Consider the following 22,614-nt stretch of genomic DNA (forward strand, 5'->3'; position numbering starts at 1 on the left):
CGTCCCGCCCCGTTCACGGTGTGCCGACCGGGCACCGGGTGTCGGGCCCATCCTAGGGGCACCCGGTGGCCCGGCCGGCCGCTGTGGGACCGGCGCGCCGGTCAGACGGTGCCGAAGCCCACGCGGCCGCGGTCCTCGCTGCCGAGGTCGACGTAGCCGATGTGGGCAGCAGGCACCATCACGCGGCGCCCGTGGGCGTCCTCCAGCGTCAGCACCTGCGTCTCGCCGGACAGGGCGGCGGTGACGAGGGCCTCCACCTCGGAGGCCGACTGGCGGGACTCGAGGGTGACCTCGCGGGCGACCTCGCGGATGCCGATGCGGATGTCCATGGTGTTCCTCGCTTCTGCTCGGGGGACGGCCGGGTGGGGGCCCGGCCGGGGGCGTCGGCCCCCAGCGTAGGTCGTCCCCCCGGGCCCGACCGTGCGTAGGGTGGATGCATGTCCCCCGCCGAGATCGACCCCGCATCCTCCCCGGCGCCGGCCGAGCCGCGCATGCCCGGCCCGGGACACCCGCTGGCGGACCTCGCCCCGGAGTTCGACCGCGCGACCGTGCAGCGCTACGCACGCCACATCGCCACCCCCGGCATCGGGATGGTGGGGCAGCGGCGCTGGTCCGCGGCGCGGGTGGCGGTGGTGGGCCTGGGTGGCCTGGCCTCGCCGGTGCTGGAGTACCTGGCCGGCGCGGGGGTCGCCGAGGTGCTGGTGGCCGACGTCGATGCGGTGGAGCTGTCCAACCTGCAGCGCAAGCCGATCTTCGCCACCGAGTGGGTCGGGCGGCCCAAGGTGGAGGCCGCCGCGGCCGGGGTGCACCGCATCAACGACCGCGTCGCCGTCCGCCAGGTGGAGGGATACGTCACCGAGGAGAACGCGCTCGAGCTGCTCGAGCGCTACGACGTCATCGTCGACTGCACCGACCACGCGGCCAGCCGCCGCGTGCTGGCTCGGGTGAGTGCGGAGCTGGGCGTGCCGCACGTGTGGGGCTCGGTGGAGCAGTTCAGCGGCCGGGTGGCCGTCTGGTGGCCGCCCTACGGTCCGTGCTCGGAGTGCACCCCGGACATCGAGCCCACGACCTCCACGGAGCTCAAGTTCACCGAGGCGGGTGTGTTCGGGCCGGTGACCGGTCAGGTGGGCATGGTGATGGCCACCGAGGTGCTCAAGCTGGTGCTGGCGCTGGGGGAGCCGCTGCTGGGCTGGATCCTGCAGGTGGACACGCTCACCCAGCAGTGGTCCGACGATCGCCGCGCGGCCGACCCGCAGTGCCCGGTGTGCCGCCCGGCCGCGGCCACCGAGCGGGCCTGGGCGCACACCGAGGCCATCCCGATCATGGCCGGCGAGGAGGACTGGCGCCCACCCCTCATCGGCGCCGCGACGCTGCAGGAGATGCTGGCCAACCGCGAGGAGTTCGAGCCCTTCGCACTGCTGGACGTGCGCAGCGCCCACGAGCGCGAGGTGGCCTCGTTGGAGGGCTCCTTCCACCTGGAGCTCGACGAGGTCCGCCAGGGGGCGGCCCGCGAGGTGTTCGGTCCCCATGACAACGTCGTGGTCTTCTGTCGCAACGGGCGCCGCTCCACCGAGGCCGCCCGGCAGCTGCACGCGCAGGGTCTGGCCGGCGTGTACGTGCTGGACGGCGGCCTCATGCAGTGGGCCCAGGAGGTCGACCCCGAGCTGCCCATCTGGTGATCTGTCCGGTGTTCCCCGGTCGGCGGGGAGGTTGTCGGTGACGGCTGATGGGATGGGGTCCATGTCGCCCATCGAGCCCCCCCAGCCCCAGGTGCGCGCCGGGCGCCGTCCGGACGTGCACGTGGTGCTGGGCGCCCCGGGGACGGGGACGTCCACCCGGGTGGTCGATGAGGTGCTCGCCCACCTGGCGGCGGGGGGTGACCTGTCCCAGGTGCTGGTGCTCACCCCATCGCGCCTGACGGCCACCATGCTGCGCGATCGCCTCGAGGAGAGGTGGCCCCGTGCGACCACCGGCATGCCGGTGCACTCGCACCAGGCCTTCGGGTTCGCGGTGCTGGGCCACCACGCGAGGCTTCGGGACACGCCGGCACCGACTCTGCTCACCGGAGCCGACCAGGACGCGGTGCTCGCCGAGCTGCTGGCTGGCGCTGCCCAGGACGAGGCCGTGGCCCGTGCGGCGGGGTGGCCCGAGGCGGTCCGGGCGGCGCTGGGCACCCAGGGCTTCCGGGACCAGGTGCGCGACCTGTTCATGCGCGCCGTGGAGCACGGGGTGACGGCGGGGGAGCTCGCGGAGCTCGACGCCCAGCAGGGGCCCGACGGGACCCCCGGGCTGTGGCAGGCGGCCGGGCGCCTGATGCGGGAGTACGAGCAGGTGACGGCGCTGTCCTCGCAGGCAGCGGTCGACGCCGCGTGGGTGGTGGCTGCCGCGGCCGACCTGCTGGTGGTGGACGACGACGTGGCCGAGGCCGTGGCCGGCCCCTTGCAGCTGGTGCTCGTGGACGACGCGCAGGAGCTCACGGCCGGCACGTTGGCGCTGGTGGACGCGCTGGCCCGCCGTACGCCCCGGGCGCGCTGGGTGCTGGCCGGCGATCCCGATGCGGCGGTCCAGGGCTTCCGTGGTGCGCGTCCGGGGGCCTTCCTGGAGTGGGCCGCAGACCCCACGCCGGAGGTGCTGCCCTGCTCGCACCGGCACGGCCCGGTGCTCCGGGAGGTGGCCGGCCGCATCGCCGAGCGGATCGGCGCCCACGGGGTCGAGCACCGACGGCCCGACCCCTGCCCGCCCGGGGAGGGGCCGGCCCGGATCGGCGAGGCGACCGACCAGGCGGCGGCACTGGTCTTCCCGAGCGTGCACGCCGAGCTGTCGCACGTCTCCACGGTGCTGCGCCGGGAGCACGTGCTGGCCGGGGTTCCCTGGGGGCGCATGGCGGTGATCGCGCGCGGCCGGGGGCGCACCGAGCAGGTGCGCCGCGCCCTGGAGCGGGCCGGGGTGCCGGTGCAGGTCTCCGGTGGCGGCCAGCCGGTGACCGGGCAGCCCGTGGTCGGCACCCTGCTGGACCTGGTGGTGGCCGCGCTGGCCCTCGCGCGCCAGCAGCCGGGCCAGCACACACCCGCGGAGGAGGTGGCTGCGGCGACGGGGGTGGACCAGGAGCGCATCACCGGCTGGCTCACCTCTCCCATCGGGGGACTCGACCGCACCTCCGTGCGGCGGCTGCGCCGCGTGCTGCGGGTCGAGGCCGGGGCCGACGCGGGCCTCACCAGCGGAGAGCTGCTGGAGCAGGCCGTGCTGGATCCTGCCCACCCGTGGGAGCGGCGCGGGGCCGAGACGGGGGCGCTGCGCCGCATCGCGACCGCCCTGCACGCGGGGGTGGATGCCGCCCGCCGGACCCCCGACGGCCACGGGTGGGCGCTGGGGGTCGATGCGGAGACGGTGCTGTGGGCGGTGTGGGACGGCCTCGGCCTGGCCGGGCCGTGGCAGCGCCAGGCGCTCGCTGGTGGGGTGGCCGGGCGGCGGGCAGACCGGGAGCTCGATGCGGTGCTGGGCCTGTTCGCGGCCGCCGAACAGTTCGTCGAGCGCCGTCCAGGGGCGGGGCCGGACGTCTTCGTGGACTGGATGCGGTCCTCGCAGGTGGCGCGCGACTCGCTGGTCATGGGGCGCGAGCGTGACGCCGTGCAGGTGCTCACGCCCCAGACGGCCGCCGGCCGCGAGTGGGAGGTGGTGGCCGTCGTCGGCGTGCAGGCCGGGGTGTGGCCGGACCTGCGGCTGCGGGGCTCGCTGGTGGGGTCGTCGCGGCTGGTGGACCTGGTGGAGGGGCGCGCCGGGAGCGTGGCCGACGAGCTCGCGAGCGTGCGGCACGACGAGACCCGACAGTTCCTGGTGGCCTGCACCCGCGCCACCCGGCGCCTGCTGGTCACGGCCGTGCGGGACACCGAGGAGTCCCCCTCGGCGCTGCTGCACCTCGTGGAGCCCCTGGTGGATGGGGCCGAGGAGCGCCCCTGGGCACCCTGGGAGCCGCCGCTGGACCTGCGTCACCAGGTGGCCCTGGCCCGCCGGGAGCTGCTGACGGCTGCCGGGGCAGACGGGGGAGGGAACAGTGTGGCGGGGGAGCACCGCATCGACCCCGGGGCCCGTGCGGCGTGGGCTGCCGAGCTGGCCGCGCTCGTGCGCTCCGAGGTGCCCCGAGCCCACCCGGAGCAGTGGTGGGCCCTGCGGCAGGTCACCTCCGCGCGTGCACCCTGGCCGGCGGGCACCGTGCCCGCGGTGCGCCCCTCGGCGCTGGGCACCTACCAGGAATGCGCCCTGCGCTGGTTCCTCAGCACCCACGGCGGCAGCACGCCGCCGGGCCGCTCGCAGGAGCTGGGCATCCTGCTGCACGACCTGCTGGCCGAGCGCCCCGAGGACCCGGTGCCGGCGCTCACGGCCGAGGCCGAGCGGCGCTGGGCGGAACTGGGCTCGCCCGAGGTCTGGTGGTCCCGGCGGGAGCGGGAGCGCATGGCCGAGTGGCTCCGCCGCTACGAGATCTACCGGCGGGAGTCCGGCCGGGAGCTGGTGGGCACCGAGCTGGCCCTGGCCGTCGAGACCCAGGGGGTGCGCCTGGTGGGGCGGGTCGACCGACTGGAGCGGCACCCGGCCTCCGGGGCGCTCCACGTGGCGGACCTGAAGACGGGTTTCGTCGGGTCCCCGGCCGACCTGCCGGAGAACCCGCAGCTGGGTGCCTACCAGGTGGCCGTGGCGGCCGGTGCCTTCGAGCAGGGCACCGTCGCCGGGGGAGCCTCGTTGGTGCAGCTGGACTCCGGGGAGCGGATCGGCACCATCGACCGGCGCCAGCCGCCGCTGGAGGCCGGGGAGGTCGACCACCGGGAGCGGGTGGCCGCGGCCGGGCAGGGCATGGTGCAGCCGCAGCAGCTGGCCACCGTGGGTGACGCCTGCAGGGGGTGCCCGGTGAGGTCGAGCTGCCCCGCGGTGCCCGAGGGCAGGGAGGTCGCGTGAGCAGTCCGAGGCGATGGGGTGCGGCGGACCTGGCAGACGTGCTGGGCCAGCACCGGCCCACACCGGAGCAGGCCGCCGTCATCGAGGCCATCGACCCGGCCCAGCTGGTGGTGGCGGGTGCGGGGTCCGGCAAGACCGAGACCATGGCCGCCCGCGTGGTCTGGCTGGTGGCCAACCGGTGGGTGCGCTCGGACCAGGTGCTGGGCCTGACCTTCACCCGCAAGGCCGCGGCCGAGCTCTCCGAGCGGCTCACGGCCCGGTTGGACGCCCTGGCCCGGGCCGGTGTGCTCACCGCCGAGGAGCTGCAGCCGCCGGTGGTGAGCACCTACAACGCCTGGAGTGGCGGCATCGTGGCCGAGCACGGGCTGCGGCTGGGCATCGAGCCCGGCGCCCGGGTGCTGTCGGCGGTGGAGGCCTGGCAGGGGGTGACCGACCTGGTGACCACCTGGCCGGGGGAGCTCCCGGCCGGGCTCACCAGCGTGGAGGGCGTGGTGCAGGGGGTGCTGACCCTGGCCGGCCAGATGGGCGACCACCTGGTCACCGGCGAGCAGGTGGAGCGCGAGCTCGACCGGCTGGACGCGATGCTGGAGACCGTCGCCCCGCAGCGTTCCGGGCGGCCGTACGCGGACGTGCTCAAGGCGCAGGCCACGGTGGAGATCCGCCGGGCGCTGGTGCCGATGGTGCAGCGATGGCAGGAGCTGAAGGCCGAGCGCCAGGTGCTGGAGTTCTCCGACCAGACGCGGCTCTCGGCCCAGCTGGCCCTGGCACACCCGGCGGTGGGCCGGGTGGAGCGGGCCCGCAGCCGGGCGGTGCTGCTGGACGAGTTCCAGGACACCACCGAGGCGCAGCTGTCGGTGGTGCGCGGGGTGTTCGCCGGGGACGCCTCGCTGAGCGTCACGGCCGTGGGCGACCCCCATCAGTCCATCTACGGCTTCCGCGGGGCCTCGGCGCGCACCATGGAGTCGTTCGTGGAGTCCTTCGGCGCGGCCCAGCGCAGTCTGTCCACCAGCTGGCGCAACGCGGGACCGGTGCTGCGGGTGGCCAACCGCATCGCGGCACCGCTGCGGGAGCGCAGTGCGCTGGACCTGCCCGCGCTGCGCCCGCGCCCCGGGGGTGACGAGGGCCCGGCGGTCACCGCCACCCGCTGGGAGACGCCGGCCGAGGAGGCCCGGGCCGGTGCCGCGTGGCTGGCGGAGCACTGGGCGCCCGGGGAGCTCGGGGCGGCGGTGCTGTGCCGCAAGCGCTCGCAGTTCCCGGTGGTCACCGAGGCCCTGGAGGCCGCGGGGCTGCCCTACGAGGTGGTGGGCCTGGGGGGCCTGCTGCTGGTGCCGGAGGTGGCGGACGTGCGGGCGCTGCTGGGCGTCGTGGACGACCCCACCCGTGGCGACCACCTGATGCGCCTGCTCACCGGCCCCGCGGCCCGGCTGGGAGCGGCCGACCTGGTGGGCCTGCACGCCTGGCGGCGCGAGCTGGAGCGGCGGTGGGGTGTGCGCAGTGCCGGTGACGAGGGCCCCGCAGAGCGGCGCGACCAGCAGCAGCTCTCGGTGACCCTCCTCGATGCGGTGCTCACGCCGGTGGAGGACGGGTGGGCCGGGCCGCAGGGGGAGACCGTGGGCGAGGTGGCCCGGTCCCGCCTGGCGACGCTGGCCGAGGCCGTCACCCAGTGCCTGGGCGCGCAGCACCGGGGCATCGGCGAGCTGGCACTGGTGGCCGAGCAGGCCCTGGGGGTGGACGTGGAGCTCGCCTCGCGCACCGACGTGCCGCCCTGGCGGGCGCGCGCCCACCTGGAGGCCTTCCACGAGCACGTGGCCACCTTCGCCGAGGCCGGCACCCGCGAGCCTGGCCTCACAGCGCTGATGGGCTGGCTCACCGCCGCCGAGCAGCACGAGGACGCGCTGGAGCCGGGGGCCGTGGAGGTGGATCCCTCGGCGGTGCAGGTGCTGACCGTCCACGCCTCCAAGGGGCTGGAGTGGGATGCGGTGTGGGTGCCCGGGCTGGTGGCCGGCACCTTCCCCTCCGGTACCGGGACGGTGAGGGCCGAGGGCGAGCAGTGGGTGCCGCGGCCGGCCACGGACAGCGCCTGGTGGTCCCCCGCATCGGGCCAGCTGCCCTACGCGCTGCGAGGGGATGCGCCCGCGCTGCCGGAGTGGGCGCTGCCGGCGGACCCGGAGAAGGCCGACCTGGTGGCCGCCATGAAGGACTTCGGTCGGGCGAACGGGAAACGGGGTTTGCAGGAGGAGCGTCGGCTGGCCTATGTGGCGGTCACCCGCGCGCGGCGTCTGCTGCACCTCTCGGCGGCGGTGTGGGGCACGGCGGCCTCTCCCACGCCCACGAGCGACTTCCTGACCGAGGTGCTCGAGGACTGCGAGGTGGGCACCTGGGTGGAGATGCCGCCCACCGAGCCGGTGCCGCAGAACCCGGTGACCCTGGCCCCCACGACGGCCCTGTGGCCGCGGCCCGTGGCCGAGGACCTGCAGCACCATGCGCAGGCCGCGGCCGCGGCCGAGGTGGGTCTGGCGCTGGAGACGGCCCCGGGCGCCGAGCCGGGGTGGACGGACCTGGACGAGGCCGACCGTGAACACCTGCTGCGCTTCCGCCAGGACGTCCGCCTGCTGCTGGCGGAGCGGGATGCCACCGACCGCCCCGATGCCGAGCCACTGCGCCACGTGAGCACCAGCTCGCTGGTGGCGCTGGCCCGCGACCCCGGCGCGCGACGCTTCCTGGCGCGCCCGGTGCCCACACCGCCGGCCCGTGCGGCGCGGCAGGGAACGGACTTCCACGCCTGGGTCGAGTCGCAGTGGGGGCCGGGGCGGCTCTTCGACGTGCCGGACCTGCCGCTGGGGCCCGCGGAGGAGATCGACCCCCGGGAGGCCGGGGGCGGCGACGGCGCTGGCCACGAGGGGGCGGGCCGACTCGGTGACCTGCGTCGCTTCCAGGAGCACTTCGCCGCCAGCGAGTGGGCCGGCCGGACGCCCACCTGGGTGGAGCTGCCGCTGCAGACCAACGTCGCCGGCCTCACGGTGCGCGGCCGTGCGGACGCGATCTTCCCCGCATCGCCCACCGAGCAGGCTGATGGGCTGGACTGGGTGGTGGTCGACTGGAAGACCTCGTCCTCCCCGCGGGAGGCGGAGGTCGATGCGGCCGCCGTCCAGCTGGCCTGCTACCGGCAGGCCTTCGCGGCCTGGCGCGGCATCGACCCCGCCACCGTGGGCGGGGCCTTCTTCCACGCCGCCGATGGGGTGACGGTGCGCCCGCCGCTGCCCGACGGCGAACGGCTGGAGCAGCTGGTGCGGCTGCTGGGAGAGTCGCCGGCCTGAGGGCGGGCCCCATCGGGCCGGCCGCGCGGACCTCGGGGGAGGGGTGAGCCCTCACTCCCAGGCGTCGAGCTCCTCGGCCTCGGCCAGCAGGCGCGAGCGGTGGGAGAGGTCGGACTGGATCTCCGCCAGCGCCTCCCGGTCGTCGCGGGCGTGGGCCTTCACCAGGGCGGGCAGGTCGGCCATCTCGCCCACGAGGCGCGCCCGCTCCAGCAGGCGCTCGTCCTGGCGGCCGGTGCTGCGGTCGTAGCTGGCGCGCACGGTGCTCAGCACGTCGGGGGTGGCCGAGGCGCTCAGCACGGCGAAGTCCTCGGCCGGATCGCCCACGTGCAGCTGGCTCCACCCCATCACGGCGGCGAGCTCGTGGTCGGCGGTCACCAGCACGTGCTCGTCGGCCAGGCGTCCGTGCACCACGGTGGGGGTGGTGTCCCACAGCTCGGTGTCCGCCAGCGCCTCCTCCCAACGCCCCAGCAGTCGTGGCGGCACCAGGCCGGTACTGGCTGCCTGGTCGAGCAGCTCGAGCCGCTCGGTGCGCAGGTCCTCGGCGGTCGGCACGGGGCCGTCCCCGCCGGCGAGGGACTGGGGTGCGGTGCCGTGCAGGGTGGCCAGGAAGGTGGCGAAGTCCTCCACCACCGGGTCGCCGGGGCGCACCATCACCCAGCGCAGCGAGCGGCCCTCCACCCACGGGCGCACCGTGAGGGTGGAGCCGTCGCCGAGCGTGGTGGTGCCGGCCGCGCGGGGCGGGGCGCCGGGCAGGTCCTCGGGCAGCGTGTCGGCCATCCGCTCCCCGGCCGTGGGGGAGCCGACCGTGCGTCGCACGGACCAGTGCCGGTGGTCCTCTCCGGTCACCCGGGCCAGCTCGTGGCGGGTCGCGCGGGGGTCCACCCACGCGACCTCGCGGGGGCTGATCGTCGGCACCGTCGCCACTGCCCAAGCGGCCATCCGTGCCCATGTGGGCCGCACCGTCGTGTTCACCTGCACCTCCCGATGATGAGGGCACACCTTCTCACGCCTGCCTCACCCCTCCCGGGTCGCCGTCGCGCCCGACTCCCCGGACGCGGCGCCGGCGACGGGGGCACCGTGGTGCACCGGCAGCAGCGCCACGAAGGTGTCGCCCGGTTCGCCCTCCTCCTGCTTGCCGGAGGCCACGCGCGTGGTGCTCTCGTTGTGCACGAACAGCACCACCGCCTCGGGGTGCGTGGCCCAGAAGTCGCGGGAGGTGAACTCCTGGGTGATGGCCACCGAGGTCACCTTGTGGTCCTGGCGGGTGCGCTGCAGCAGCTCGTCGTAGTCGGTGGGTGGCGAGAAGGCGATGTTGCCGATGAGGTGCCCGGCCGTGGTGCTGCGGGCGTGGTTCTGCTCCTCGTTGCGCTTGAGGTTGAACACGTTGGGTCGGCCGAGCACGTGCCCGAACTCCGAGGCCGCGATGGCGTTGGTGTTGTCGTCGCGGGTGGCGCACACCATCGACTTGATGCCGGCCAGGTCCATGTCCTCCACCGCGTACTCGCTGATGATGGACGCGGCCTCGGTGCGCAGCCCGGACATCCGCGCCTGGCGCAGGTCGCCGCGCTCGCGGGCCACGATGAGGGTGGGCACGCCCAGCTCCCGCAGCCGCTTGGCGGCGGGCACCACCCACGGTCCTGTGCCGGAGAAGAGCACCCCGCGGGGACTCGTGGTGGCCAGGCCCAGGCGTTCGGCCAGCCGGCCCACCCCCAGACCGTAGAGCGCCACCGTGCAGACGATCACCAGGAAGACCAGCGGCACGAGCGTGTCCACCTGGGTGGCCAGCTCGTAGAGGTCGGAGGCGCGGGCGAACAGGGTGTCGGCCTGCGCGTGGTCGCCGTCGGCGCGGGCCTGCTCGCCCACGGCGATGGCCTTCTCGGCCGCGTGGTTGAACTCCAGGGCGAAGATCGAGGTGATGGCCGCCGCCACGATGCCGCGCGGCGCCATCGACATCATCAGCGTCTTCTCCTCGCGGGAGACCTCGGTGCCGTGCAGGCCGATGGCGATCGACACCGCCCGGATGACCACCAGCCCCAGGATGAACACGGCGGCCACGGGCGCCACGTCCACCAGGGCCGCAGGCTCCACGCGGCCGGCCAGGATGACGAACAGGGCGCCCACGAAGAGCACCTGCAGGTGCTCCTTGAACTCGATGATGTGGTGGATGTGCAGGTCGGGCTGGTTGGCCAGCAGGATGCCCAGCAGGGTCACGGTGAGCAGGCCGGACTCCGTCTGCACGTAGTTGCTGAGGGTCATGCCGCCCAGGGCTGCCGCCAGGAAGGTGACGCCCTGCAGGTAGTCGGGGATCAGGTCGCGCTTCATCATCCAGGTCAGCAGCCAGGCCGAGACCACGGAGACGAGCACGGCGATCCCGACGGCGCGGGAGAGCGTGAGCACCGCGTCCAGGAAGGGCCCGGTGCGTCCGGCGGCGGTGACCACCTGCAGCACCAGCACGGCGAGGATGGCGCCGATGGGGTCCACCACGATCCCCTCCCAGCGCAGCAGCTGGGAGACGCGGCGGGTGGGGCGCAGGGTGCGCAGGATGGGGTTGATGACGGTGGGGCCGGTGACGGTGAGGATGGCGCCCACCAGCAGGGCGGCGCGGATGTCGAAGCCCAGCCCCCAGGCCATGAGCGTCACCAGCACCCAGGTGACCAGCACCGTCCACGTGCACAGTCGCAGGATGGGGCGGCCGAGGTCGCGCACCTGGCGGAAACGCAGGCCCAGGGCACCCTCGAACAGGATGATGCCGACGGCCACCTGCACGCCGCTGAACAACAGCGACTGGCCGAGCACCTCATCGGGCACCACCAGCCGGCCCAGGGCGAATCCGCCCACCAGGAGCAGCAGCAGGGAGGGGATCTTCCACCTCCAGGCCACCCACTGGCAGGCGACAGCCAGGGCCACGACGAGGGCGAGATAGGGCGCCGGTTCCATGCGGTCACCCTATGGCGACAGGCCACACCTGCCCACGTTCGCAGCGCCCCGGCTGCAGGACAACCCCCTGTTTGTGAGGGGTGTTCGCCGTGGGCCCCGCTTCCTAGCGTCGTGGGTGTCAGCACCGGTAGATGCCGGACCACCAGTGAAGGAGCGATCTCATGAATCTCACCCGTCGACAGATCTTCCCCTTGGCCGCGGGCGCCGCTGCAACCGTGGCTCTCACGCCGTCGATGGCCTCGGCCACGACCTCGGCGGAGCGTGCCTTCATCCGCAGGATCGTCGTCTCGGCACGCGCTGAGCGGGCCAAGTACCGCGTCCCCGTCAGCGTCAGCATGGGCCAGGCCATCATGGAGAGTGGCTGGGGCACCTCGGAGATCTGCCGGGGCGCCAACAACTTCCACGGCATCAAGGCGCTGCGGTCGAACGGCCACTCCCACGGCAAGAAGTGGTTCTGGACGACCGACTGGACCCCGGAGAAGGGCTTCTACAGGGACCTGCAGCCCTTCCACGTCTTCAAGACGGAGAAGGGTGCCTTCCTCGGCCACGGCAACTTCCTGCAGCACCCGAACTACGCCCCGGCCTTCAAGCACACCGGCGACCCGTACCGGTTCCTGCTGGCGGTGGACAAGGGCGGGTACGGCGGGGACGGCACCTACGCCGAGAAGGTGTGGGCCGTCATCAAGAAGCACCGCCTCACCGACTACGACAGCTGATTCCCACGCCGCGGCCCCGCGGCCGTGGTGCCTCCTCCCGGCACCTGCCTGCTGCGACGCCCCATGGCGTCCGCCCACGAAAGGACATCCTCATGACTGACATCACTGCCCAGCCCCAGACCGTCTCCCGCCGCACCCTGCTCGGTGGAGTGGCCGCGATGACGGCGACGGCCGCCGTCGGCGGTTCGGTGCTCCAGGCTCCGACGGCCAGCGCTGCCAGCTACAACACCGCGCCGAAGGGGCAGTGCACCTGGGGTGCGAAGGACCGGTTCAACGCGCGCTACGGCTTCTACCCGGACGTCTACGGCAACGCCAAGGACTGGCACGACTCGGCGATCGCTGGTGGGTACACGGTGGACATGAACGCCGTCCCGCACTCGATCGTGGTCTTCCAGCCGGGGGTGCACGGCGCCAACCCGAGGTACGGCCACGTCGGCTGGGTGGCCAGCGTCGACATCGCGGCCGACGGCAGCCGGTCCCTGCTCATCAAGGAGATGAACTGGGACGGCGACGGTGCTTGGCACTGGCGCCGCGTGGACGACGTCGTGGGCATGAGCTACATCCGCCCCTGAGGAGCTGCCCGAAGGGCCGGTGGGTGCACCCCGTGGTGCACCCACCGGCCCTTCTGCGTGCCCGTCCGGCGGTTGTATCGTTCTCCGCGCCATGACTACTCGCGAACGAGGCCGCCCTTCGGTCAGACGGCTCGCCGAGCGGGGTCTGGTCGGGAGCTTCATCCTGGCTCGCCTCGTGCTCCTGGTGCAGGTGGCCATGGTTGCCGAGGACGGTGTGGACGATGCGGTGCACCGGGCGAACTATCTGCTGGCCCTGACCGCGGTCTTCGGCGTCAGCCTGTTGCTGCTGGCGGCGCTGCTGCACCCCCGCGGCCGGTGGGCTGCCTCCCCCCTGGTCGTGGCGGACCTCTGTGCCGCGGTGGCGTTGCTGGCCCTCCTTCCCCGTGCCCTGCCCCCCGATGAGGTGGTGGGCACTTGGGAGAACTGGGCGCCTGCCTACGTGCTGAACGCCCTCAGCGGGGCCTGGGTCCTCCTGCCCTGGTCCGCCGGCGTCGTGGCCGGTTTCGTGGTGGCAGCGCTCTACCTGATGGTGGGGGTGCAGGACCCGTCGGTCGGCCGCGGCACGGTGTGGGCCAATGCCGCCACCTACCCGGGCCTCGGGGTGGTTGCCACGTCGTTCTTCCACTACCTGCGCAGGGTGGCCAGTGAGGCCGATGCCGCTCGGGCGGAGGCCGTCGAGGCCACGCGGCTGCTCGAGCGGGAGCGCTACCGGGAGAGCGTGCACGACACCACGTCGATCCTGGCGCAGCTGGCCAGCCCGTCGACCCCTCCCGAGGTGCAGGAGTCCCTCAAGCGACAGGCTCTGCAGGAGTCGAACCGCCTGCGGGCGTGGGTGGACACCGGTGGGCCGGCGGACTTCGGGGAGCTCCCCACGCTCCGGGGGGTGCTGGAGGAGGCCTGTCTCGGGTTCGAGGACCTGCGGGTCGTGCGGAACACCGACCTGGCGTCCGATGTCGTGGTGGACGCGGGCACGGCCGAGGCGCTGGGGGCGGCCGTTCGCACCCTGCTGCACAACGTTCGTCAGCATGCGGGCGCGCAGCAGACCGTCGTGCACGCCGACTGCTTGGCCGACCGGTGGGAGGTGGTGGTGCGCGACGACGGACGGGGTTTCGACCCTGCGGCCGCGCAGCTGGGCTTCGGGCTCGGTGTGCAGGTTCGCGAGGGGCTCCGGCGGGTCGGTGCCCGGGCGGAGATCGACGCCGAGCCCGGAGGGGGCACGGCGGTCACGATCACGGGGCGCGTGTCGTGAGCAGCGATCGGCTCCGCGTCGCGCTCGTGGACGACCTGCCGGTCGTCCGGGAGGGATTCTCCGTCCTGCACCCGCAGGTCGAGGTCGTCGCCGCCTTCGCGACGGTGGAGGAGATGGTGGAGGCGTTCGGGGAGATCCCCGGGGTGGATCTGGTGGTGCTCGACCTGCACCTGCGCACCTCGGTGGGGGACCAGATCCAGGGGTTGGCAGCGGTGCGGGTGGCGGCCTCGCTCGGTGTCCCGGTGTGCCTCTACACCGGTGAGGAGCGGCGACTCGTGGTGGCGCGCTGCCTGCAGCAGGGGGCCAACGGTGTGGTGCACAAGCAGGACGCCCCGGAGGAGGCCGCGCAGGCGTTTCAGGTGGTGGCCGCCGGGGGGACGCACCTGTCCGCCTCGGTCGTCGGCCTGGCCGAGGTGCTGGAGCGCCAGGGGGATCTGCCGGACCTGACCGAGCGCCAGCGTGAGGTGCTGTCCGGTCGCGCGCGGGGCGAGTCCTGGCGCATCATCGCGCGCCGTCTGGACATCTCCGAGGGAGTGGCGCGGGAACACATGTCCGCGGTGGCCGGGAAGTTCGCGGAGCACCTGCGCGACACCTCGCCGGCGGATCTCGAGCGTGCCCTGGGGCTGTCGCCCGGGGACCTGCTGGCCCCCTGAGGGGGCCTGGTCGGTGGTGGCCGTGGCGGTGGTGGATACCGTGGACCGGTGACGATGCGAGAGCGCCCTGGTTCCCCGTCCCCTCATCAGCTGCCCGCGCAGGCGTCGTCCCTGTCCCGCTCCGCGTGGTTGCGCGGCGCGGTGGACGGCCGCCCGGGGTGGCACCGTGACGGCGCCCACCACCGCCTGTGGGTGACCGCCGGCGGGTCGGTGGCGATGGTGGGCGAGGACTCCCCGCGGGTGCTGTGGCAGCACGCGCCGGCCGGCTCGATGGCGGCGGACCTCGACGAGGACGGCGCGCCCGACGGCGTGGAGGTCTTCCTCGGCCGTGGTGAGGACGGCCCGTTGGTGGCCGTCGTCGTTCCCGATGAGGAGTCGCTCACCCTGCCTGCCGGGTCCGCCTGGCGGGACCTGAAGGTGGTGGGCACCGGTCTGTCCGAGGGTGACCGGCAGGCCGCCATGACCGCGGTGGCGCTGGCCCGCTGGCACCAGCGGCACCGCTACTCGCCCACCACGGGCGAGGAGACCGAGGTGGTGGCCAGCGGCTGGGTGCGCCGGGAGTCCAGCGGCGAGCTGCACTTCCCGCGCACGGACACCGCGGTGATCATGGCCGTGGTGGACGACCGGGACCGGCTGCTGCTGGCGCGGGGGAGCTCGTGGCCGGCGGGGAGGTTGTCGGTGCTGGCTGGTTTCGTCGAGCCCGGCGAGACGCTGGAGGAGGCGGTCGCCCGGGAGGTGCACGAGGAGGTGAGTGTCGAGTTGCCGGTGTCCGACGTGCGGTACTTCGGCTCCCAGCCGTGGCCGTTCCCCGCATCGTTGATGGTGGGGTTCACGGCGCAGGCGGGGAGCCAGCCGGACCAGATCGAGCCGCAGGCGCTGGAGCACGACGAGATCGCCGAGGCCCACTGGTTCTCGCGGGAGGAGCTGGAGCGGGCGCTCGCGGCGCAGGAGGTGGGTCTGCCCGGGCCCTTCTCGATCGCGCGGCGGTTGATCGAGCACTGGTACGGCGGTCCGTTGCCGGTGGTGCAGGAGCTGCGGGGGTCCGTGCGTGGCTGATCCCGAGGCGATCCTCCAGGGGCTCGACCCCGAGCAGCGGCAGGTGGCGTCGAACCCGGTGGGCGCGATGCGGGTGCTCGCCGGTGCGGGCACCGGAAAGACGCGCGCCATCACGCACCGCATCGCGTACGGGGTGCACGCCGGTGCCTTCCCCGCCCAACAGGTGCTCGCGGTGACCTTCACGGCCCGCGCCGCGGGGGAGATGCGCACCCGCCTGCGGGGGCTCGGGGTGCCGGGTGTGCAGGCGCGGACCTTCCACGCCGCGGCGCTGCGGCAGCTGCAGTACTTCCACCCGCAGGTGGTGGGTGGGGCGCCGCCGCAGATCATCGCCTCCAAGGCACCGTTGGTGGCCGAGGCGGCCAGTCGCCTGCGCCTGGAGGTGGACCGAGCGGCCATCCGTGATCTCGCGGCCGAGGTGGAGTGGGCCAAGGTGTCGTTGCTGACGCCGGCCACCTACCCGGCCGAGGCGCGCCGTCTGGCCCGGGCCGCCGGGGGACTGGACCCCTCGGCCATGGCCCGCCTGCTGGAGGTCTACGGCGAGGTGGCCAGCGACCGCGGGGTCATGGACTTCGAGGACGTGCTGCTGTCCATGCTGGCCATCCTGCGCGACCGTCCGGACGTGGCGCGCACCATCCGCTCGCAGTACCGCCACTTCGTGGTGGACGAGTACCAGGACGTCAATGCCGTGCAGCAGGCCCTGCTGGAGGCGTGGATGGGGGAGCGGCACGACGTCTGCGTGGTGGGCGATGCGGCGCAGACCATCTACACCTTCACCGGTGCCTCACCGCGCCACCTGCTGGAGTTCCCCTCGCGGCACCCGCAGACCACCTCGGTGGTGCTGCACCGCAACTACCGGTCCACGCCGCAGATCCTGCAGGTGGCCAACGCCGTCATCGCGGCCGACCCGCGGGCCGCGGGCGGTCGGGTGGAGCTGCACTCGCAGCGCCCCGCGGGTCCGGAACCGGAGCTCAGCGTGCATGCGGACGACGAGGCCGAGGCACGGTGGGTGGCTGACCGCATCGGACAGTTGACTGCCGAGGGCGAGGTGACCCCCGGCGACATCGCGGTGCTCTTCCGCACCAACGGCCAGTCCGAGGCGATCGAGACCGCCCTGGCCCGCGCGGGGGTGCCCTACCTGGTGCGGGGCGGGGAGCGCTTCTTCGCCCGTCAGGAGGTGCGCTCCGGCATCGTGCTGCTGCGGGGTGCGGTGCGCACCGACGACGGCGAGGTGCCCCTGGTGCGGTTGACCACCGACGTGCTCTCCGGGGCGGGGTGGTCGCACGAACCGCCCACCTCCAGTGGTGCGCAGCGCGAGCGGTGGGAGTCCCTGCAGGCGCTGGTGACGGTGGCCGAGGACCTGGCGGCCGTGAATCCCGAGGCGCGCATGGGTGACCTCGTGGCCGAGCTGGATCGTCGCGCCGCCGAGCAGCACGCCCCGGCCATGGATGGGGTGACCCTCGCCTCCCTGCACGCCGCCAAGGGGCTCGAGTGGCCGGTGGTGTTCATCGTGGGCTGCTCGGAGGGGCTCATGCCCATCTCGCTGGCCCGCACCCCGGAGGCGGTCGCGGAGGAGCGGCGCCTGGCCTACGTGGGCATCACCCGGGCGGAGGACCGGCTGTTCCTCACCCGGGCCCGCGGGCGGGCAGGGGCACGCAGCGAGCGGGAGCCCTCGCGCTTTCTGGCCGGTGCCGCCTCGGTCCTGGGGCAGGAGGCCGTCGCGGAGAGGGCGCCGAGGGAGCCGGGCCAGAAGCGCTCCCGGCGCCGGCCCGCGGTGTGCCGGCAGTGCGGCACCCCGCTGGAGAACGCCACCCAGGCCAAGGTGGGGCGCTGTGCGGACTGCCCGCCGGACTACGACGTGGAGACCTTCGAGGCGCTCAAGGCGTGGCGCAAGGCGCTGGCGCTGCGGCTGTCCAAGCCGGCGTTCGTGATCTTCAACGACGCCACCCTGGAGGGCATCGCCACGGCCGACCCGCACGCAGTGGAGGACCTGGTGGGCGTCAACGGGGTGGGCAGGGCGAAGCTGGAGCGTTTCGGGCCCGATGTCATGCGCGTCCTCGGTGGGGCGGACCCCCAGGAGGTCGCCGACGCGCACCAGCCGCAGGAGTGACCGGCGCAGGTCTCGATTCGGCCACGAAACCCGGTTCCCGGAAAAAGGGATTGCCGCTGGCCAGCGCGTGTGCATAGTGTGGGCACACACCTTCCGGGGCCGACTGCGGCCCTGCCGGGTGGGCATCTGACCGCGAGTGAGGAAGGAGGAGCGAAACCATGATCAACACGATGATCGTCAACGCCGTGGCACACGCCGCGCGTCTCCGTGTTGCACCCCAGGCGGCGACCAGCCGTTCTGCGCGGGTCCGCTCCCACCTCATCGCGGACCCCGCCATGGGCTGACGACGGTGACGTGCCGGTGAACCCGGCCCCCGCGTCCTGAGCCCGGTCACCGCATCGGCTCCCCTGTGGCACCTGCTGCCCTCGCACGCTGCTTCGGCGCGTGCCGCTCCCTGCCCTCGTATGGCGCAGGGACCCCACCCGAAGGACCTCGGAAGGAACTCCCAGGCATGTTGGCCCTGGCAGACCATCAGACACTCATCGACCAGGCCCGTGTGGCCGGGCAGGGACTGCCCTGCCTCGAGAACGACCCCGACACCTGGTTCGCCGACACCCCCGCGGGTGTCGAGCACGCCAAGTCCCTGTGCCACGGCTGCCCCGTGCGCACCCTCTGTCTGGAGGGTGCCGTGGAGCGTCGTGAGCCCTGGGGCGTGTGGGGAGGAGAGCTCATCGAGGCCGGTCGGGTGCTCCCGCGCAAGCGGCCCCGTGGCCGTCCGCGCAAGCACCCCATCGCGGCCTGATGGGGCCTCACGTCCGGCGGGCGCACCAGCAGTCCGGGTGCACCGCGAACTGCTCCACCCTCGGCATCGGGGAGTGGGCGATCACGCTGACCCGCGTGGCCACCTGCTCCCCGGTGCCCGCTGTGCCCCCGGTGCCCGCCGCGCCGTCGAGCGCCCACAGTGCGGTGCGCCCACCCCATCGCACCGCCCAGTCCAACAGGTCCGCCGGCGTGTGTCCCTCGGCCGGCCCCGGCAGGTGCTGCGGTGACTCGTGCGGGTTCCCCAGCCACTCGGTGACCACCTGCTCCACGGGCACCTCGTGCCGCACCACGCACTCCGTGCACGCCTGACCCGGCAGCACCAGTGGCCCGATGCTCACCCATCCGGCCGTCACCACCACCGGCAGGTGCGGGATCTCCACCTCCACCAGCTGGCGAAGCATCACCGCATCGGTCCGGGCGGAGAAGACCGGCAGCACCAGGTCAGCCAGGGAGGGTGAGCCCACGTCCCCCAGGTCGTGCCACCACCGCGGTGCCTGGGCTGGCCCCACCAGGGTGCCCACCCCCTCCCGGTCCAGCCGTTCCAGCAGCCCGTGCGCCACGGTGCCCACGGCCTCCGAGCCAGCCCACGGCGGCCCGTGGTCCACCACCACCGTTGCCCGGTCACGCGCCTCGATCGTCTCCCATCCGCCGGTCGCACCGGAGGCGAGCAGCTGGTGCAGCGCCCCACGCAGTCGATCGCGTCGCGCCCCGCACATCTCGCGCACGTGGGCCGGGTCCGAGACGTCCACCACCGCATCGAGCTCCCGCAGGCGGGCGACCAGCCGGTCGCGCGCCGCGGCGTCCAGCCCGGACCGCTCCAGCGCCACCCGGTGGCTGCGCTGCGACTGCGGCGCAGCCAGGGCACACAGGTAGGTGTACTCACCAGGGGTGAGGTCGGGCACCTCCACGCAGCGCCCCGGTGGGCTGCCCAGCTGCACCACTCCGTCGTGGCGCAGGACCGGTCGCAGGCTGTGGGGGAGTCGGACGAGTTCGGACATGCGGGCACCCTGACACCGTCCGCGTCGGTGGGGTCGCTGCTCGTCCACAGGGTCCGGTGACCGGGTGGCCGGGGGTGTCGGCGGGCGCGGTTACCGTGCTCCTCATGTCCAGCGTTGCCAGCCACCTGCCCTCCGATGCCGTGACCACCGACCACCCGGACCTCACCCTGCACCTCGTGCCGCACGGCACCGGGGAGATCGCGGTGGTGGAGCTCGCGCTGCCCGACAAGCGCAACGCGATGAGTGAGGAGATGACCGCTTCCTGGGAGCAGGTGGTGGCCGATCTCGCCGGGCGCGCGGCACTGCGGGCGGTGGTCGTCACCGGTCGCGGGTCGGCCTTCTGCGCTGGGGGGCAGCTGGACTGGATCGTGGCCGAGCCGGATGCGCCGGCCACGCAGATGCGGGAGCGCATGGCGCGCTTCTACGCCACCTGGTTGTCCATCGGCCGGGTGGAGGTGCCCACCATCGCCGCCGTCAACGGCCACGCGATCGGTGCCGGTCTGGCGGTCGCCCTCGCGTGTGACCTGCGGGTCGTGTCCGATGAGGCGACGCTCGCCATGCCCTTCACCGCCCTGGGGCTCCACCCCGGGATGGCCTCCACGTGGCTGCTCCCGCAGGCCGTGGGGTTGCCGGTGGCGCGAGACATGCTGCTCACCGGGCGTCGGGTGAAGGGTGCGGAGGCCGTGGGGCTGGGTCTTGCCTCCCGGGTGGTCCCTGCCCAGCAGGTGCTGCCGGAGGCGCTGGAGATGGCCCGGGCGGTGGCCGACACGGCACCGCAGGCCGAGCGGCTCACGACGGTGGCCCTGCGCGACGGGGGCCATGGTTCGCTGGCCGAGGCCCTGCAGTGGGAGGCACTGGCCCAGGGGGTCACGATGACCACGGCTGATCTGCGTGAGGGCATCACTGCGGCGTCCGAGCGTCGGACGCCGACCTTTCGAGGGGAGTGACCATGTGGGGGGACGAGCAGGGCGACGGGGGGCTGCCGGAGCCGATGCCGGGAGAGCCGACGCTGGGAGATCCGGTGCCGGAGCAGCCGACACCGATGCAGCCGACGCCGGGAGAGCCGGCGCCGGATCAGCCGGAGGTGGTCATCACCCGCAGCGCGCGGCGGCGCAAGACGCTGTCGGCACGGTGGGTGGACGGCGTGGTGCAGGTGGCGGTGCCGGCGGGCATGCCCCCGCAGGCCGAGGCCGACGCGGTGCACGCCCTGGTGCAGAAGCTGGTGCGGCGCCGGGAGAACGCTGCCGACCAGGGGGCCCTGGAACGACGGGCCCACCGGTTGAACCGCGCGTACTTCGAGGGGCTGGCGACGCCTGCCGAGATCCGATGGGTGACCAATCAGCAGGCCCGGTGGGGTTCCTGTCACACGGCACGGCGGACCATCCGCATCAGTGACTCGGTGCAGGGCATGCCCGACTGGGTGGTGGACGCCGTGGTGGTCCACGAGCTGGCACACCTCGTGGAGGCGAACCACGGTCCGGCGTTCAAGGCGTTGGTGGAGCGGTACCCCCGCTATGGCGACGCCATGACCTTCCTTGCCGGTGTCTCCCACGGGTGGAACAACCCGCAGGCCTGAACTGGCCGGCCGGGCCCGTCAACCACAGGTCAGCCCCGGTCGGACTCGCCGGACTCGCCGGACTCGCCACCCTCGCTCTCGCCGGGCTCGCCGCCGTCCCCGGACTGGCCGGACTCGCCGGACTCGCCGGACTCGCCCTCGCCGGACTGGCCCGACTCACCCTTGCCGCCCTCGGCATCGAGCAGCTTGGCCAGCTCGGCGTCGAAGTCGGTGCCGGTGATCTCCCCGGGAGCCGCGGTGCCCCAGGCCTGCACGAAGCCCAGCACGTCGTCCAGCGCAGCCGCGTCGGGTGCGACGTCCGGGTGGTCCCACACGGCATCGCGAGCCGCGGCGCCGTGCTTGTCCTCCATGGCTGCGAACAGGTTCGCGGCGTCCCGCATGCGGCGCGGGCGCAGCTCCAGGCCCACCAGTCCGGAGAAGGTCTTCTCCGCCGGACCCTGCGTCGCACGGCGGCGGCGCACCACCTCGGCCAGCGCGTCGGCGTGGGGGAGCGTGCCTCGGGTGGCGCGGTCGGTGACCACGTCCACCCAGCCCTCCACCAGGGCCAACCAGGTCTCCAGCCGCGTGAGGGCGGCCTTCTGCGTCTCGCTCGGCTCGGGGTGGAACAGCCCGTCGGCCAGCACCTTCTGCATGGCCTCGGGGTCGGTCGGGTCCACCTGGGCGACCTTGGACTCGATGCCCTCGGTGTCCAGCCGCATGTCCGCGGCATAGGCCCGTACGGCCTCCAGCACCTGGCTGCGCACCCACGGGGCCCCGGCGTAGAGACGCTGACGGGCGCTCTCGCGCACGGTGAGGAAGAGCATCACCTCGGCCGGGTCGATCTCCAGGCCCTCGGCGAAGCCCCGCACGTTCGCGGGCAGCATCAGCACCTGCTCACCACTCACCAGCGGCAGGCCCACGTCGGTGCCGGAGACCACCTCGTGGCTCAGCGCCCCGGCTGCCTGACCCAGCTGCATGGAGAACATGGAGCTGGACATCTTGCGCATCATCGGCCCCACCTGGCCCATGATCGAGCTCAGGTCCATGCCCGGGGGCAGCGCCATACCGGGGGGAAGCTGCTGCTGCAGGGCCTCGGGGTCCTCTCCCAACCGGTCCGTGAGCGACGCGCTCACGGCGTCGTTCACCCCATCGGCCAGGGGGGTCAGGGCCTCCACCCAGGAGGGCATGGTGCTCTGCACCCACTCGGCGCGGCTCACCACGCGGGCGGGTCCGTCCAGGGCGGGGAACTCGGTGACGGCGTCCAGCCACAGCGAGGCCACGTTGCTCACCTGCTCCACGTCCCGCTGCGCGGCCTCACCCACGGAGGAGTCCCCGCCCTGCGCGGCGGCCCGGCGGGCCACATCGGTGGCCAAGGTTGCGTTCACGGCCTCGTCCCCGCCGGCGAACATCTGCTGGAACTGCGCCTGCATGGCACCGAAGGCAGCGGGGTTGTTCGCCATCATCGCCGCCATCGGGTTGCCAGCCATGGCGTCGGCGCCCGGGCCGGCACCGGTCCCCGCGCCCCCCAGTCCCAGGGCGGAGAGCATCTCGTCCACCTCCGGGGAGTCCACGGCATCGCCGAGGAACTGCCGCAGCATGTCCTTCATGGGGTCGTTGCCGGACCCCTGGCCGTCCGGGTTCTCGCCGTCGTCGGCGCCCGAGCTGCCCTGGGGCAGGTTGTCCTGGCTCATGAGTTCCTCCTGATCGGTGGCCCTGCGTACAACACCCGAGGACCGGCATCACTT

General features: G+C 73.8%; 18 protein-coding genes. 13 read left to right on the forward strand and 5 right to left on the reverse strand.

Going from position 1 to position 22,614, the window contains the following annotated elements:
- Window positions 1-101: 101 nt before the first annotated feature.
- Window positions 102-329 carry a DUF3107 domain-containing protein gene (locus ACEY2A_RS01190; protein ID WP_374929063.1) on the reverse strand — a complete coding sequence of 76 codons (228 nt, stop codon included), beginning with the start codon at window positions 327-329 and terminating at the stop codon, window positions 102-104.
- Window positions 330-437: 108 nt separating this feature from the next.
- Between ACEY2A_RS01190 and ACEY2A_RS01195 the strand changes: the two genes are divergently transcribed.
- The 3 genes from ACEY2A_RS01195 to ACEY2A_RS01205 all read left to right on the forward strand — a co-directional run bounded on the left by ACEY2A_RS01195 (window position 438) and on the right by ACEY2A_RS01205 (window position 8,264).
- Complete coding sequence (locus ACEY2A_RS01195) at window positions 438-1,679, forward strand: ThiF family adenylyltransferase (RefSeq protein WP_374929064.1); 1,242 nt, start codon at window positions 438-440, stop codon at window positions 1,677-1,679.
- Window positions 1,680-1,740: 61 nt separating this feature from the next.
- The gene (locus ACEY2A_RS01200; protein WP_374929065.1) at window positions 1,741-4,947 is read left to right on the forward strand and encodes a PD-(D/E)XK nuclease family protein; all 3,207 of its coding nucleotides are present in this window, start codon (window positions 1,741-1,743) and stop codon (window positions 4,945-4,947) included.
- A complete protein-coding gene (locus ACEY2A_RS01205) occupies window positions 4,944-8,264 on the forward strand; it encodes an ATP-dependent helicase (RefSeq protein WP_374929066.1) in 3,321 nt (1,106 codons plus the stop codon). Before ACEY2A_RS01200 ends, ACEY2A_RS01205 begins: the two co-directional genes overlap by 4 nt.
- A gap of 51 nt (window positions 8,265-8,315) precedes the next feature.
- Here ACEY2A_RS01205 and ACEY2A_RS01210 read toward each other — a convergent pair whose 3' ends face one another.
- Together ACEY2A_RS01210 and ACEY2A_RS01215 are read right to left on the reverse strand one after the other, a co-directional pair.
- Complete coding sequence (locus tag ACEY2A_RS01210) at window positions 8,316-9,203, reverse strand: phosphotransferase (RefSeq protein WP_374929067.1); 888 nt, start codon at window positions 9,201-9,203, stop codon at window positions 8,316-8,318.
- A gap of 75 nt (window positions 9,204-9,278) precedes the next feature.
- Window positions 9,279-11,201, reverse strand: coding sequence for a cation:proton antiporter (locus ACEY2A_RS01215; protein ID WP_374929068.1), 1,923 nt, complete (start codon window positions 11,199-11,201; stop codon window positions 9,279-9,281).
- Window positions 11,202-11,362: 161 nt separating this feature from the next.
- Between ACEY2A_RS01215 and ACEY2A_RS01220 the strand changes: the two genes are divergently transcribed.
- From ACEY2A_RS01220 to ACEY2A_RS01255, 8 genes are all read left to right on the forward strand, one after another.
- Window positions 11,363-11,917 (forward strand): glucosaminidase domain-containing protein, encoded by a 555-nt coding sequence (locus ACEY2A_RS01220; RefSeq protein WP_374929069.1) that lies wholly within the window; start codon window positions 11,363-11,365, stop codon window positions 11,915-11,917.
- A gap of 92 nt (window positions 11,918-12,009) precedes the next feature.
- Window positions 12,010-12,489: a CHAP domain-containing protein gene (locus tag ACEY2A_RS01225; RefSeq protein ID WP_374929070.1), complete on the forward strand. Its 480-nt coding sequence runs from the start codon at window positions 12,010-12,012 to the stop codon at window positions 12,487-12,489.
- 91 nt (window positions 12,490-12,580) lie between these two features.
- Window positions 12,581-13,738, forward strand: coding sequence for a sensor histidine kinase (locus ACEY2A_RS01230; protein ID WP_374929071.1), 1,158 nt, complete (start codon window positions 12,581-12,583; stop codon window positions 13,736-13,738).
- Window positions 13,735-14,391: a response regulator gene (locus tag ACEY2A_RS01235; RefSeq protein WP_374929072.1), complete on the forward strand. Its 657-nt coding sequence runs from the start codon at window positions 13,735-13,737 to the stop codon at window positions 14,389-14,391. The genes ACEY2A_RS01230 and ACEY2A_RS01235 overlap by 4 nt, the downstream gene beginning before the upstream one ends.
- 54 nt (window positions 14,392-14,445) lie before the next feature.
- Window positions 14,446-15,447 (forward strand): NAD(+) diphosphatase, encoded by a 1,002-nt coding sequence (gene nudC, locus ACEY2A_RS01240; RefSeq protein WP_374929957.1) that lies wholly within the window; start codon window positions 14,446-14,448, stop codon window positions 15,445-15,447.
- Entirely contained in the window at window positions 15,440-17,554 is a 2,115-nt protein-coding gene (locus ACEY2A_RS01245; protein WP_374929073.1) for an ATP-dependent DNA helicase UvrD2, read from the forward strand. The genes nudC and ACEY2A_RS01245 overlap by 8 nt, the downstream gene beginning before the upstream one ends.
- A gap of 158 nt (window positions 17,555-17,712) precedes the next feature.
- Window positions 17,713-17,838, forward strand: coding sequence for a hypothetical protein (locus ACEY2A_RS01250; protein ID WP_374929074.1), 126 nt, complete (start codon window positions 17,713-17,715; stop codon window positions 17,836-17,838).
- Window positions 17,839-18,005: 167 nt separating this feature from the next.
- Complete coding sequence (locus ACEY2A_RS01255) at window positions 18,006-18,296, forward strand: WhiB family transcriptional regulator (RefSeq protein ID WP_374929075.1); 291 nt, start codon at window positions 18,006-18,008, stop codon at window positions 18,294-18,296.
- 7 nt (window positions 18,297-18,303) lie between these two features.
- Here ACEY2A_RS01255 and ACEY2A_RS01260 read toward each other — a convergent pair whose 3' ends face one another.
- Entirely contained in the window at window positions 18,304-19,314 is a 1,011-nt protein-coding gene (locus ACEY2A_RS01260) for a hypothetical protein (RefSeq protein WP_374929076.1), read from the reverse strand.
- 104 nt (window positions 19,315-19,418) lie between these two features.
- Here ACEY2A_RS01260 and ACEY2A_RS01265 point away from each other — a divergent pair, with 104 nt between their 5' ends.
- Together ACEY2A_RS01265 and ACEY2A_RS01270 are read left to right on the forward strand one after the other, a co-directional pair.
- Window positions 19,419-20,261, forward strand: coding sequence for an enoyl-CoA hydratase/isomerase family protein (locus tag ACEY2A_RS01265; RefSeq protein ID WP_374929077.1), 843 nt, complete (start codon window positions 19,419-19,421; stop codon window positions 20,259-20,261).
- A 2-nt stretch (window positions 20,262-20,263) separates the two neighbouring features.
- Window positions 20,264-20,890 (forward strand): M48 family metallopeptidase, encoded by a 627-nt coding sequence (locus tag ACEY2A_RS01270; protein WP_374929078.1) that lies wholly within the window; start codon window positions 20,264-20,266, stop codon window positions 20,888-20,890.
- Window positions 20,891-20,919: 29 nt separating this feature from the next.
- Here the strand turns inward: ACEY2A_RS01270 and ACEY2A_RS01275 are convergent, their stop codons facing one another.
- Entirely contained in the window at window positions 20,920-22,560 is a 1,641-nt protein-coding gene (locus ACEY2A_RS01275) for a zinc-dependent metalloprotease (protein ID WP_374929079.1), read from the reverse strand.
- Between the last annotated feature and the right edge of the window lie 54 nt (window positions 22,561-22,614).

It is taken from the genome of Kytococcus sedentarius, assembly GCF_041937525.1.
Classification (GTDB): domain Bacteria; phylum Actinomycetota; class Actinomycetes; order Actinomycetales; family Dermatophilaceae; genus Kytococcus; species Kytococcus sedentarius_A.